This window comes from Rheinheimera salexigens, assembly GCF_001752395.1.
Taxonomy (GTDB): Bacteria; Pseudomonadota; Gammaproteobacteria; order Enterobacterales; family Alteromonadaceae; genus Alishewanella; species Alishewanella salexigens.
In genome coordinates, this window is the sequence record NZ_MKEK01000001.1 from 1,117,241 (window position 1) to 1,131,002 (window position 13,762).

General features: G+C 39.9%; 13 protein-coding genes. All 13 read left to right on the top strand.

Features of this window, described 5'->3' with window-relative positions; genetic code table 11:
* Positions 1-212: 212 nt before the first annotated feature.
* The 13 genes from astA (at position 213) to BI198_RS05220 (ending at position 13,736) form a co-directional block, all read left to right on the top strand.
* Entirely contained in the window at positions 213-1,229 is a 1,017-nt protein-coding gene (gene astA, locus BI198_RS05160; protein ID WP_070048592.1) for an arginine N-succinyltransferase, read from the top strand.
* A gap of 13 nt (positions 1,230-1,242) precedes the next feature.
* Positions 1,243-2,712, top strand: a complete 1,470-nt coding sequence (astD, locus tag BI198_RS05165; RefSeq protein ID WP_070048593.1) for a succinylglutamate-semialdehyde dehydrogenase — start codon at positions 1,243-1,245, stop codon at positions 2,710-2,712.
* Positions 2,713-2,790: 78 nt separating this feature from the next.
* Complete coding sequence (locus BI198_RS05170) at positions 2,791-3,138, top strand: DUF3802 family protein (RefSeq protein ID WP_070048594.1); 348 nt, start codon at positions 2,791-2,793, stop codon at positions 3,136-3,138.
* 80 nt (positions 3,139-3,218) lie between these two features.
* Entirely contained in the window at positions 3,219-3,629 is a 411-nt protein-coding gene (locus BI198_RS05175; RefSeq protein WP_070050677.1) for an OsmC family protein, read from the top strand.
* Positions 3,630-3,696: 67 nt separating this feature from the next.
* Complete coding sequence (speD, locus tag BI198_RS05180) at positions 3,697-4,503, top strand: adenosylmethionine decarboxylase (RefSeq protein WP_070048595.1); 807 nt, start codon at positions 3,697-3,699, stop codon at positions 4,501-4,503.
* 44 nt (positions 4,504-4,547) lie between these two features.
* On the top strand, positions 4,548-5,573 hold the full coding sequence (dusA, locus tag BI198_RS05185; RefSeq protein WP_070048596.1) for a tRNA dihydrouridine(20/20a) synthase DusA: 1,026 nt from the start codon (positions 4,548-4,550) through the stop codon (positions 5,571-5,573).
* A 171-nt stretch (positions 5,574-5,744) separates the two neighbouring features.
* On the top strand, positions 5,745-6,047 hold the full coding sequence (locus BI198_RS05190) for a hypothetical protein (RefSeq protein WP_070048597.1): 303 nt from the start codon (positions 5,745-5,747) through the stop codon (positions 6,045-6,047).
* Between the two features lie 246 nt (positions 6,048-6,293).
* On the top strand, positions 6,294-6,491 hold the full coding sequence (locus BI198_RS05195; protein ID WP_070048598.1) for a PspC domain-containing protein: 198 nt from the start codon (positions 6,294-6,296) through the stop codon (positions 6,489-6,491).
* A gap of 116 nt (positions 6,492-6,607) precedes the next feature.
* The gene (locus BI198_RS05200) at positions 6,608-7,054 is read left to right on the top strand and encodes a copper chaperone PCu(A)C (protein ID WP_070048599.1); all 447 of its coding nucleotides are present in this window, start codon (positions 6,608-6,610) and stop codon (positions 7,052-7,054) included.
* Positions 7,055-7,063: 9 nt separating this feature from the next.
* Positions 7,064-8,041, top strand: coding sequence for a DUF2333 family protein (locus BI198_RS05205; RefSeq protein WP_070048600.1), 978 nt, complete (start codon positions 7,064-7,066; stop codon positions 8,039-8,041).
* 8 nt (positions 8,042-8,049) lie between these two features.
* Complete coding sequence (locus BI198_RS05210; RefSeq protein ID WP_070048601.1) at positions 8,050-8,805, top strand: TIGR04219 family outer membrane beta-barrel protein; 756 nt, start codon at positions 8,050-8,052, stop codon at positions 8,803-8,805.
* Positions 8,806-8,899: 94 nt separating this feature from the next.
* Positions 8,900-11,086, top strand: a complete 2,187-nt coding sequence (locus tag BI198_RS05215; RefSeq protein WP_070048602.1) for a response regulator — start codon at positions 8,900-8,902, stop codon at positions 11,084-11,086.
* A gap of 400 nt (positions 11,087-11,486) precedes the next feature.
* Complete coding sequence (locus tag BI198_RS05220) at positions 11,487-13,736, top strand: bifunctional diguanylate cyclase/phosphodiesterase (protein WP_070048603.1); 2,250 nt, start codon at positions 11,487-11,489, stop codon at positions 13,734-13,736.
* Positions 13,737-13,762 lie beyond the last annotated feature (26 nt).

The window sequence follows — 13,762 nt, forward strand, 5'->3', positions numbered from 1 at the left end:
TATTCACTTCTAGTGAAAATCTATCTATATCCCGCGTGGTTATTGACCTAGCATCAAAATCACAAGCGAGACAGTGATCACTTTATCTGTAATAATGCGCTAAAAATACGCGCATTAATGCTGGCTGAACTTGCCCCTTAATCTTGAAGCAACAGTGTAATAGCCGAGCATAAGCGATAATAATAAATAAAGTTAACCTGGAGTAAGCGACGATGATGGTGGTTCGCCCTATTCGTGCAGATGATTATCCTGCTTTATATGATATAGCTGTAGAATCAGGCCATGGTTTTACTTCCTTGCCGGTCAATGATGAATTGCTTATGCGCAAGATAAGTCGTTCTGAACAATCCTTTGCTAAGCACGTACAGCAACCGGGTGATGAAGGCTATTTATTTGTTTTAGAAGATACCGAAACCAAAGAAGTGTGCGGTACTAGCGCATTAGAAGCGGCAGTAGGCTTAGAAGATGCATTTTACCATTATCATTTAGGTAAAGTGGTGCATAGTTCACGTTCGCTTGGTGTATATAAAACGGTAGATATTCTTACTTTGTGTAATGATTACACAGCAGTAAGTGAGCTTTGCACTTTATTTTTGCGTGAAACAAAACGGCAGAAAAATAATGGCCGTTTATTATCTAAAATGCGCTTCTTATTTTTAGCTGAATTTCCGCAACGCTTTTCAGATCGGGTTATTGCAGAAATGCGTGGCGTGTCCAATACCGATGGCAGTTCGCCATTTTGGCAATGGTTGCAAGAGCATTTCTTTTCGGTTGATTTCCCCACTGCAGATTACTTAACCGGTATAGGGCAAAAGGTTTTTATTGCTGAATTAATGCCGAAATATCCCATTTATGTTAGTTTGCTTAGCAAGCAAGCACAAGCGGCAATTGGTCAGGTTCACGAACACACTAAGCCAGCACTGGCACTGTTACAATCAGAAGGTTTTGCAAGTCGGGGATATGTCGATATTTTTGACGCTGGGCCGACTGTTGAAGCGAGAGTTGAGCATATACGCTCAGTACAAAACAGCCTGCGCTTGCAGGTGGTTATTGGTCAGGTAACGACTGACACAACGTATTTGATATGTAGCACTTGTATTACTGATTTTCGTGCTACCTGTTGTGAATTAGAGGTTGATATACCAAACCAGCAAGCGACTATTTCTGCAGCTGTGGCCACGGCGCTTAATGTGACAAGTGGCGACTGGGTAAGAGTAACCGGTATTTAATTAGGGGATTAAGATGAATAACGCAGTACAGTTTATTAATAATCAATGGCTTGAAGGTAAAGGCGATACTTTTAGCTCTATTGACCCAGCAAAAAACCAGCAAATTTGGCAAGGCCAATCGGCAACTGCAGAGCAAGTTAATCAAGCGATAGCAGCAGCACGCCAAGCCCAATATGACTGGGCAGGACTAGGCTTTGCAGAGCGGGTGGCGATTATTAAAAAGTTTGCTGAATTACTGGCAAGCAATAAAGAACACTTAGCTTTAACTATCGCCCAAGAGACCGGTAAAGCTTTATGGGAATCTCGTACCGAGATTGGCGCTATGATTGGTAAGGCCGATATTTCAATTCGTGCTTATCAAGAACGCACTGGTGATAAAGAAAATGCTATGCCACAAGGCCGAGCGTTTATCCGACATAAGCCGCATGGTGTCGTGGCGGTATTTGGCCCATATAACTTCCCAGGGCATTTACCCAATGGCCATATAGTACCGGCCTTGCTTGCCGGTAATACCATTATATTTAAACCGTCTGAATTAACGCCTAAAGTGGCCGAAGAAACGGTAAAACTATGGCAGCAAGCAGGTTTACCTGCAGGTGTATTAAATTTAGTTCAAGGCGAAGTGGCGACAGGCAAAGCCATTGCCGCTCATAATGATATAGATGGTCTATTTTTTACTGGTAGCTCACGCACCGGACATTATTTACATCAGCAGTTTGCAGGTCGGCCAGATAAAATTTTGGCGTTAGAAATGGGCGGTAACAACCCTTTAATAGTGCAAGACGTTAGTAATGTTGAAGCGGCGGTACATGATATTGTGCAATCAGCCTTTATTTCATCTGGTCAGCGTTGTACTTGTGCCCGTAAATTGTTTTTACCTGCTGATGCCAGTGGCGATGCTATTTTACAGCGCTTAATTGCCGTGACCCGCAATATTAAAGTGGATGTATATGATGCTGCAGAACAACCCTTTATGGGCTCTATGATTTCAGTAGCAGCAGCAAAAGGTATGCTAGCGGTGCAACAAGAGCTAACCGAACTAGGCGGTAAAGTATTGGTTGAAATGCAACATCTGAATGTAGATACTGCATTGATTACTCCAGGGATTATTGAATGTACCGATATCAATAACTTCCCAGACGATGAGCACTTTGGCCCTTTACTAAAAGTGTTCCGTTATACCGATATTGATCAAGCCATTGACGCAGCAAATAACACTAGCTTTGGCTTGTCAGCCGGATTGTTAAGTGACAACGCGGCATTATATCAGCATTTTTTCCGCCGCATTAGAGCCGGTATTGTTAACTGGAATCGGCCAATTACCGGTGCCAGTTCAGCTGCACCTTTTGGTGGCATAGGTGCCAGTGGTAATCATAGAGCCAGTGCCTATTATGCCGCTGATTACTGTGCATATCCGGTAGCTTCAGTTGAATTAGAGCAAGTGTTAATGCCAGAACATTTATCGCCTGGTTTAACCTTTTAAGTAATAGTTATTAGGTCGGGGCTTAGGCCCCGATTTAACGTTAAGCCCGATTCGATTTTTAGTATTAGGTGTATAATTATGGTGACAGATAAAGCCGGCTACGAACATCTTATCCTGTTTTTAACTGAACATTTATCGTTATTTGAGCAGCCAACCGGAGAACTAACAGCTAAGACTATTGGTGAAGCCCTAGAAGAAACCATAGCAGAACAAATTATTAATCTGTGTATGCAACATACTAAGCTAGAAATAAACCACCGCAGTATGATAATTCGTGAAGTCGATAGCATTGTTTACGATATGCAAGAAGTGCTAAGTCGGGTGTTAGATACTAAAGCGACAATAAAGCAATTTGAGCTAATTACAGAAATTTCTATTCTTATCAAAAATTTATTTGATACAGCCATAGCCGAGTTATTCGATTAACTTATCCCAGAGCCGAATTAACTAGATACACCGGCCGATTTTACGTAGAATGTCGCCCTGTTTTTAGCGGGAGTGGCATGATGCAAGCAAAAGTAAAATGGTTAGATAATAATACCTTCGTGGGTCGTTCTGGTAGCGGGCACGCTGTTGTATTTGACGGTAATAAAGATAACAGTACAGCGCCAAGCCCAATGGAAATGGTATTAATGTCTGCAGGTGCTTGTTCATCGGTAGATGTTGTCAGTATTTTACAAAAAGCCCGTCAACAAGTGCAAGATTGTGAAGTGACTTTAACTTCAGAGCGAGCAGAAACTGTCCCCAGTGTATTTACCAAAATCCACTTACATTTTGATGTGACAGGGCAACAGCTAAGTGAAACGCACGTTGAACGTGCAGTAAAGTTATCAGCGGATAAATACTGCTCGGTATCTATAATGCTAACAGGCAGTGTAGAAGTAACACATTCATTTAGTGTCATTAACGTTGAATAAAACAACATTTAAATAACAAGTACACTGAGCAGTCTACGGCGCTGCTTAGTTCTGGAGATTTCGATAAGTGGTTAAACCTTTTGAAAAACTGAAATTACACGGTTTTAACAACCTAACCAAAAGTTTAAGCTTTAGTTTATACGACATTTGTTACGCAAAGACTGAGCAGCATAGACAAGAATATATTGAATATATTGATGAGCAATATAATGCTGATCGTTTAACCGATATATTAACCGAAGTTACCGATATTATTGGTGCTAACGTGTTGAATGTGGCGCGTCAAGATTATGACCCACAAGGTGCTAGCGTAACGATATTAGTAAGCGAAGAGCCAGTATTAGTTAATCCAGACACGACAGAAAATCCAGGACCAAGACCGGATGCCATAGTGGCGCACCTAGATAAAAGCCATATCTGCGTTCATACCTATCCAGAAATTCATCCGCATGATGGTATTTGTACCTTTCGTGCCGATATAGAAGTATCAACATGCGGTATTATTTCACCGTTAAAAGCGTTAAATTTTTTAATTCATAGCTTTGAAACCGATATTGTCACCATTGATTATCGGGTTCGCGGTTTTACTCGCGATATAAGTGGCACTAAGCATTATATTGATCATCCAATAACGTCTATTCAAAACTTTATGGATAATGAAACCAAGCAAGCGTTTCAGATGATCGATGTAAATGTGTATCAAGAAAACTTATTTCATACCAAAATGATGCTTAAAGAAGCAGATTTAAATAATTACCTGTTTGGTGTCGGTACAGACTCGATGACAGAAGCTGAGCAAGAAGAAATAAGCCAAAAAGTATTTCATGAAATGCGTGAAATATTTTATGGCCGTAACTTGCCAGATATTAAGTAATTTATAAATAATTTTGAATAACTGTGAGTAACTTAGAAAGCACTATGCATATAAATACAGCGCAAACTGACCATAAGGTGCCAAGCAACAGAATTGATCATAAATTCTCTATTGCGCCAATGCTCGATTGGACAGATAAGCATTGTCGTTATTTTCACCGCTTACTAAGCCAGCATGCGGTGCTTTATACCGAAATGGTTACCACAGGCGCTATTATTCATGGCAGTGGTGATTATTTAGCTTTTAATGAGGAAGAACACCCGCTGGTATTGCAGTTGGGTGGTTCGGATCCGCAGCAAATGGCCCATTGCGCTAAATTAGCTGAACAACGTGGTTATGACGCCATTAATATTAATGTCGGCTGTCCATCTGATCGGGTACAAAATGGTATGTTTGGCGCATGCTTAATGGCGCAGCCGCAGTTGGTAGCAGATTGTGTTAAAGCCATGCAGGACGTGGTGAGCATTCCAGTATCGGTAAAAACCCGAATTGGAATTGATGATTCTGATGATTATCAGTTTTTACAAGATTTTGTCCAAGTCATGGCCGATGCCGAGTGTCAGCAGTTAGTTATTCATGCCCGTAAAGCGTGGTTAAAAGGCTTAAGCCCGAAAGAAAATCGCGATGTTCCCCCGCTAAATTATCAGCGAGTGTTTCAATTAAAGCGTGATTTTCCGCAGTTAGATATCAGTATTAATGGTGGTGTTAAAACCTTAGCCCAAGCACAACAGCTATTAGAGCATGTGGATGGCGTAATGGTAGGGCGCGAAGCTTATAGCAACCCTATGTTATTAACGGCAGTTGATGGCTTAATTTATGGCAACAGCAGCTTGGTAAGAACCCCACAGCAAGCGGTACTAGATATGCTGCCGTATATAGAGCGACAAATGAGCCAAGGAGCCAGGTTTTGGCATATCGCTCGGCATATGTTGGGCTTATTTCAAGGCATGCCTGGCGCCAGACAGTGGCGTCGTTTGCTGAGTGAACAAGGCCATTTATCGACGGCAACACCAGAATTGTTACTGCAAGCATTACAGAAAATTAGTCAGTTTGAAGATTGCACTATTTAATAGTTTATTTGACTAAATATTAGTTTTATCTAAAAGAGCCAATGCATGCATTGGCTCTTTTTTATTTAACAATATGATTAAAATCATATTGTTATGTTTAATTTTTAAAGTGGCACGGCACTTGAAATACATTGGTTGTAGTATCGATTAATAACATTCAAGGAATATGCTATGAACACTTTAATGATTGCCAGCTTTACCTCGTTACTAAGTATCAGCGCTGTAGCTGAACCTTTAGTTACTGAAACATTTACTACCCCAACACTAGCCACTGAAATACAAACTGATATTCAACAGTATGCAACTCAGCTGTCAACAGAAACTGCGCTGCATGCGCATCAAGCATTGTTTGCGACAGGGCTAAGTTTGCTAAGCAATATTGAGAATGATGCCAAGCAAGATATGGAGTACTTAGTTCAGCACATGATGTTGTTAGCCAAAAAGTTAGCTGCCAGCAGCTTAAAAGCTGAATAACAATGTTTGTGGCGTCAGATTGGTTATTGCTGCTCTTTCTTGGCCCCGTGCTCAGTATGATCCCGGTGTTACTATTTTGGCAGGGTATTAGCATTATGTTGCCGCTTCTGCAAAAAGTAACATGGCTTAACTAAGGGAAAATACCATGTATTGGATAGGAGTTGAGCTGTTGAGTTTCAGTGGTTTTATGTTGGCTTTATGCTGTATTAGCCAACATAAAAAATTAACTAAATATAAGGAAGAAAAATGAATACCGAACAAACAAATGGTTGGTTTTGTGCCCGACACCAACGTAAAATTTCGGGTGTTTGCGCTGGATTTGCAGATTATTATCAGCAGCCAAGATGGTTGATTCGTTTATTGGCAGTGTTGTTATTAATTACCGCCCCTTTACTAACTATTAGCGCGTATTTTATCGGCGCAGTGCTATTACCGCAGCGCTAAATAAAAATATTTTTGGTCTTAATTCATTAACATAGACTGAAATGTTGACAGGTTACATGCTGTTAACTGGACGCAACTGGTGTAATATAAGCTTATATTAATCAAGGAGCGTGCAAATGCGTATACTGTCAACTAAGTTGCTGTTATCAATACTGCTGCTATTAAGCCCCTCGTTGTTTGCCGAACCAACAACGGCTATAGATGTACAAAATGCTGAAGTACGCCAGCCACTGTTTGGCCGTAGCGTCACCGCAGGTTATTTAACATTACAAAACAATTCTGACCAAGCTGTAAGCCTAATAACGGTTACTAGCGATGCTTTTCAGCGCGTTGAGTTACATCAACATAGCCATAAAAACGGTGTGATGCGCATGGAGCAAGTTAATAGCATAACCGTAGCTGCGGCGAGTGTGGTTAACTTCACACCAGGTGGTTTACACTTAATGCTATTTGAACCGACTACAGAACTTGCCGTCGGTGATACAATATCTTTACAGTTACAATTTTCTAATCAGCAGCAGCTTAAAATCATTGTGCCTGTTGTTGCACTGCCAAAACGTTAAGGAATAATAATGGGCAATTTTAAATTAATTAGCTTTGGTGCACTAATACTACTGGTTGTGATGTATTTAACAGCTTGGTGGGTGAGTAGTGAGCCTGATTTATTAGTAGCAGAAATCAATCAGAGTCAGCAAGCATTAGGCGAGCGTGCGCCCGTTGGCTATAGCACCACTACCGCATTAATACGGGTGAGTGAAACTTTGCTAAATAAAAGTGGTGGTTATTTATCAAATGATATTATGCCGCCCTTTAGCTTGCTAGATAATATGCCCGCATGGGAGCTGGGTGTATTAGAAATGTCGCGAGATTTAGCATTGGCTTTGCGTAAAGATTTAAGTCGCTCACAGTCGCAATCGACAGAAAATAAATTTTTAAAAGTGGCCCAGCCGCAGTTTAATATTGACCATAAAAGTTGGGCTATTCCCAGTGCAGAATCGGAATATAAAAAGGCGATTGGCCAGTTATACTTATATCGTGAAGAATTAATAGATCCGGCAAAACCAGACAGTCAATTTTATGCCCGTGCCGATAACTTGCGTGATTGGCTTAAAGCGGTTGAAAAACGTTTAGGTAGCTACTCGCAACGCTTAAGTGCCAGTGTTGGTCAAGATAGATTAAATACCGACTTAGCCGGCGATGCGTCTGCGCGGCAATCAACTAATGCACCATCGCTACGTAATATTAAAACCAGCTGGTGGAAAATTGATGATGAATTTTACGAAGCGCGCGGTGCGGCTTGGGCGTTATTGCACTTTTTAAAAGCGGTAGAAGTCGACTTTGCCGATACCTTAGAGCGTAAAAATGCCATGATCAGCTTGCGGCAAATTATTCGTGAACTTGAGGCAACCCAACAATCTATTTGGAGCCCAATGATTTTAAATGGCAGTGGCTTTGGTTTATTAGCCAATCACAGCCTTGTAATGGCCAATTACATTTCTCGAGCTAATGCAGCTTTAATTGATTTATCAGAACTATTAACACAAGGGTAAGAAAATACATGAAAAAAACAGCACTAGCACTTAGCATGGCCGGCATGCTACTGGCTCCGACAATTCAAGCTGATACTTTGCTTGGTTTATATGTTGGCGCAGATGCATGGCGTACAGCTACTGACGGTGGCTTTGGATATACTGAGCAATTTCAATCACTCAATTTTTCTGATAAAACACAAGCGTCATATTATGTTGCCTTTGAACACCCATTACCGCTAATCCCAAATGTTCGTATTCAGCATACGCCTTTAGATGCTAACGGTATGACAACCTTAGGCAGTGATTTACGTCTGAGTAATCAAACTTTTCAATCGGGCGCGTCTGTAAACAATCAAGTCAATTTAACCAGTACCGATTATATTTTATATTATGAATTGCTTGATAATGGCTTAATCAGCTTAGATTTAGGTTTAAATGCCAAATACATTAAAGGCAGTGTCTATATGTCTGATAACACAACAGGCATTGCTGCTGGACAAAATGCCTCTGAAGTTGTGCCTACGGTATATGCAGCAGCAACGATAGGCCTACCGTTAACGGGCTTAGAAGTTTTTGCTAGCGGTAGTTATATTTCATATGATGATAATCGGGTTTATGATGTTCAAGCGGGTGTTGCTTATGCATTATTAGACAATATAGCCATAGATTTACGGCTAAAAGCAGGTTATCGTGCGGTTAACCTTAAGCTAGATGATATTGATCATTTATATACTGATATCGATTTTAGCGGAGCTTTTGTTGGACTAGAAGTCCACTTTTAATGCTAATAGCGCAGGTTAAATAAATCTGCGCTTTAACCAAATTTAACAACGATACCTATAGATTGTTGTTAACTAAGCGAGATCTGGTTCTATTTTGCTAAATTTTTATCGGCAGTTAACCTTGCCTTGGTTAGTTGCAGTTAGCCTAATGTTAGTATTTACCGCAACTTGGTATCAATATGAGGCAAAGCTACAACAACGGGCTCAAGTACAGCAGTTTTCTGCAGCGTTGCAATTAGCTGTTGCACCTTATTTGGCTGCACGTAATTATCAAGCCCTAGGTAATCATCTTGGCCATGCCAGTGCAGTAAGTAGTTTACCTATTCAAGCCATCGCATTACTCTCTAGTTCAGGTACAATTTTAGCTGCTACCCAAGCCGATAATGTGTCAGAACAAAGCATCCAGCAGCAATATTTGGCCAGCCAAAATGTGACCAGTTATCAACTGCAGAAAGTAGATCATTTATTAGTCTCAGTCCAGCCTGTATCTGCTTTACAGTTAACACCCACGGTTAATATGCCAATTGATAATTCCGGGCAGTTTTATTTGTTAATTATGGTTGAATATAAATTAGCATTTGCGGTCTGGTTATTACCTATGTTGGTGGTATTTATATTTGGTTCAATAGTATTAATTTGGATTAGAAATGCATTAGCGCAACAGCAATTACTCCAACAAGTTGATATTAGTTTAGTTGCCCATAAATTACGCCAATTACAACAAGGCCAACTTAACTGCCGTATAGATGAGCAGTTAATGCCAGATTTAGAGCCTATTAAGCAAAGCTTCAATGCCTTGTCTGAGCAATATTCTGCCCATCAGATTAGCCTGCAGCAACAAATTTCACATCAAGAAAGTAAGCTAGAAACTTCGCAGCTTTCGCTAGTAGAAACCAGCAATCACACAAAAAAATTACAGCAGCAACAAGCTGAATACCAACATTATTTAGCTTACTGTATTAAAAATTTACAGTTAGTTTGTCAGCAAAAGTCGGGCTTTGAAGCGGCTGAATTAGCCCAGCTAGTTAGCAGCCAATTAACCTTATTAAAGTTACTAGCTCTTGATAGCCCACTTGGCACGGAAAAATTGCAGTTAACAGCCGTAGTCGCAGAGCAATTGGTAGAATATCAAACCTGGTTTAACGCTAAACACATTAAATTTTACTTGTTTGAAGCAGCGGCTAATGCCAGCCATACAATCAACTTTAATCCCTTTGCTTTAAATGCATTAATAGCAGCTTTACTGCAAGTAACCCTTAGAAACGTTGCTGTAACTGAAATAACCTTACGGATTGAATTGGAGGTTAACGATACAGTCAGTTCACTAAATATTAGTGTGGTCAGTGATGGCGAGGGCTTGTCAGCAAGACAACGGCAATTATTTGATGCTGATGATATTACTCGTTTACATTGGCAAGAAGTTGATTATGCAATCTTAGCTGTATTAATAAAACAGTTGCATATAACTAAACAAGTATACTCTTTAGAAGGCTTGGGTTGTACCAGTAAGCTGGTTATTCCATTACCATTAGCAGAACCAATTTCGCTAAAACCGCTGTCGAGTATTTTATTATTTGATGCTGATACAGAGCACTTACAAGAGCGCAAACAAGCACTAGCAGATCTAGCAACCCAAGTAACGTATTGTTCTGATTTAGCCTGCTTAGAATTTAATGCCGAACAGGCTAGCAAAGATAATATTATTATATTTTTACCCCCGCCGGTAACCCTGAGTTTATGGCAACAAACCTTAGAAAAATTAGCCAAGAATAGTAAAATACACTGCTATGCTAGTTTTGATAGCATTGAAGTTTGGCAACAAGCGTTAGGTCACTTAGTCCAGACAGAGCTATTTTCGTTACAGAGTTTTTTGAGCAATGCGGCGAGTGATACCATTAGCCCGTCATCAACAAAATTATTAGTGGTAGATGACAATCAAACTAATTTAGCCTTTATACAGGTATTATTAAAAGATAAACCTATTGAGTTAACATTGGCTAGTGCAGGCCAAGAAGCATTAGCGTTGTGTCAACAGCATCAGTTTGATGTGATTTTATTAGATATCCAGCTACCCGATATTAATGGTATCGAGGTAGCTAAGCAGTTACGGGCATCAGATAATTATCAACACATACCTATATTAGCTTTCACCGCCCATGCTTTACAGCACGAAAAAGCTGAGTTTATTGCGGCGGGTATGAATGATGTAATTTTAAAACCATTGCAAGCTGATAAATTACAGCAGATCCTGCAATGGTGTACGCTAAACAAACTGGCCTAAATACACCCTAAAGTTAACCTACACTGTCAATTACCTTTTCGCCACAGACGGCCATGGCAAATTTTCAAACGGAACCGTTGTAGGTAATTGTGCTATCTATCGAATCTGTTATCCCTTCTGCAATCATTTTTCCAATCTATTGTGCCTAGCAATAATTTAATAATAATAAGTAAAGTTGAAGCAAGTAAATTTGCTGTGTTGATATTTGCTAATGCGCATACTGAACTTAATGGCTAATATTGGTTTGTGGTGTCTCCAAAATAAATAATAATATTAATACAGGCTGTTATTTTGTTAATCTTACTTTATAGTTAAATGTGATTTACTGTGCACTTGTGTTATGTGCAGGTAGTGGTTTTACGGATAATCGTAATTAGTCTATGAAAAGGATTGAGTCGCCGTGTCTAAAATAACAGAACAGGATTTTCTGTTTGCAGCAGAAGATACCGTTACCTCGGTAATAGCTAAGCCAAGTTTAGAGCCTTGGCAGATACTTGTTGTTGATGACGACGCCGAAGTACATACCGTCACAACGTTAGCATTAAATGATTTACAGGTATTCAATAGAACACTCACTTTTCATCATGCCTATAATGGTGAAGAGGCGATTCAATACTTAAAAAAGCGCCCTGATATCGCTGTAGTCTTATTAGATGTGGTGATGGAATCTGATGATGCTGGCTTAATTGTGGTACAGCGGATTCGTGAAGAGTTGCAACTAGACGAAATCCGTATAGTGTTACGTACCGGCCAGCCGGGTTATGCACCTGAAGAAAAAGTAATTAAACAATACGATATAAACGATTATAAAACCAAAACCGAGCTTACCCGCGGAAAGTTAGTCACCGCTATTATTGGCGCAATCCGCTCTTATCAGCAAATTCGAACCATTAATCAAAGCCGGCGTGGACTTGAAAAAATTATCAATTCAGCAGCCAATTTACTAGAGCATCAATCATTACATAGTTTTTCTGAGGGGGTATTAACCCAAATTTCATCGCTGCTTGGCTTACCCGCGGAAGGGATTGTTTGTGCGCAAATAGAAGATGATGGCTCAGCAAGTGACAGAGTATATGTGTTAGGCGCTGCAGGTGCCTATGCGCCATTTATAAAGTGCCTGCTTGAACGAATTCAAGATGCTGAAATTATTCAACAAATTCGTCAATGCTTATATGATAAAAAGCATCTGTTATATCCGCAAGCAACCGTTTTGTATTTAGGTAATAAACAATATAATGCTGCGGTTTACTTGCAAACCAACCAGCCAATTTCTGAGTTAGATCAGCAATTAATAGAGTTATTTTTAAGTAATATTTCTATTGGCTATCAAAATGCTGCTCTATTTCAGCAACTAAAGCATACCGCTTATATCGATGCCTTAACCAAAATGCCTAATCGCAATGCGTTTATTAACCTTTTGCAGCAAATTCGGCAGGGTGAGGCAGAACATAGTGCGGTGGCATTAATCGATATTAAGCATTTTTCTGATATTAATGATGGCTTAGGCCATGATGTCGGTAACGAATTTTTAATTGCCGTTGCTATGCGATTAAACGAGCACTTTGTTTTGCCAGCCCAGTTAGCAAGGGTAGACACTGATGTTTTTGCTGTCATTGGTCATAGTGATATTGTTAGCCCAGATGCGATTAATGCGGCTTTTATCCAGCCTTTTTTAGTGGCAGGACATAGATTACAGTTAAGAGTTAATGTTGGTTTTTGTCGGTTGCAAGATACTGATAGCCAGGCATTAAGTATTTTAAAGTCTGTCACAATAGCGCTTAATAGGGCTAAAAAAAGTCTAACCTCTAGCCATCAATATTATCTGCCAGAAATGGCACAGCAACTGAGCAGTAGGTTAACGTTACTGCGAAAATTAGGTCAAGATTTTGCTCAGCATAAGTTGCAGCTGTGGTATCAACCGCAAGTTTCGCTACAGACTAAACAGATTGTTGGCGTGGAAGCGTTACTGCGCTGGCCGCAAGATAATGGCGACTTTATTTCACCCGCGACATTTATTCCACTAGCTGAATATTCAGGCCTAATCATTGAGATTGGTGACTGGGTTATCCAGCAAGCATGTATGCAAATTAAACAGTTAAGTCAACTGGGCTTTAGAATACGCATTGCGGTAAATGTATCGATGCAGCAATTTCGTAGCCCAAATTTTGTGCAGTCGGTTATGGATAATATTAATCATTATCAGATTGATGCTAAGCAGCTAGAAATTGAAATTACTGAATCAATTGTCATGGATGAACCTCAAACGGTGATAAAGGCGCTACAACAGTTAAAAGCCATAGGGGTTAATATTGCTATTGATGATTTCGGGATGGGATTTTCATCGTTAAGTTATATTCAAAAATTGCCATTAGATCGAATTAAAATTGATCGGGCATTCGTTGCTAATATGGTTAACGAAGTAAGTGTAGCGAAAAGCTCTGATCAAGTGCTGGTAGAAACCATAATACGCTTAGGGAAAAAGCTACAACTAGTCACTATTGCTGAAGGGGTAGAAGACGCAGCACAACAACAAGCATTGATCGCCTTAGGTTGTGACGAAATGCAAGGCTATTTTTTTGCTAAACCAATGCCTGCAACTGAGCTAACACGATTGTTGCAGCAGAAAATAGCCGCAAATAAAATAAGTTAATTAATGACGATGAAAAAAACCAGCGT

Bases quoted from the DNA above. Each gene is read 5' to 3' on its own strand.
- BI198_RS05200 (WP_070048599.1), top strand. From the start codon at position 6,608: ATGCGTATACTGTCAACTAAGTTGCTGTTATCAATACTGCTGCTATTA.
- BI198_RS05205 (WP_070048600.1), top strand. From the start codon at position 7,064: ATGGGCAATTTTAAATTAATTAGCTTTGGTGCACTAATACTACTGGTT.
- BI198_RS05170 (WP_070048594.1), top strand. From the start codon at position 2,791: ATGGTGACAGATAAAGCCGGCTACGAACATCTTATCCTGTTTTTAACT.
- astA (WP_070048592.1), top strand. From the start codon at position 213: ATGATGGTGGTTCGCCCTATTCGTGCAGATGATTATCCTGCTTTATAT.
- BI198_RS05195 (WP_070048598.1), top strand. From the start codon at position 6,294: ATGAATACCGAACAAACAAATGGTTGGTTTTGTGCCCGACACCAACGT.
- BI198_RS05210 (WP_070048601.1), top strand. From the start codon at position 8,050: ATGAAAAAAACAGCACTAGCACTTAGCATGGCCGGCATGCTACTGGCT.
- dusA (WP_070048596.1), top strand. From the start codon at position 4,548: ATGCATATAAATACAGCGCAAACTGACCATAAGGTGCCAAGCAACAGA.
- astD (WP_070048593.1), top strand. From the start codon at position 1,243: ATGAATAACGCAGTACAGTTTATTAATAATCAATGGCTTGAAGGTAAA.
- BI198_RS05190 (WP_070048597.1), top strand. From the start codon at position 5,745: ATGAACACTTTAATGATTGCCAGCTTTACCTCGTTACTAAGTATCAGC.
- BI198_RS05175 (WP_070050677.1), top strand. From the start codon at position 3,219: ATGCAAGCAAAAGTAAAATGGTTAGATAATAATACCTTCGTGGGTCGT.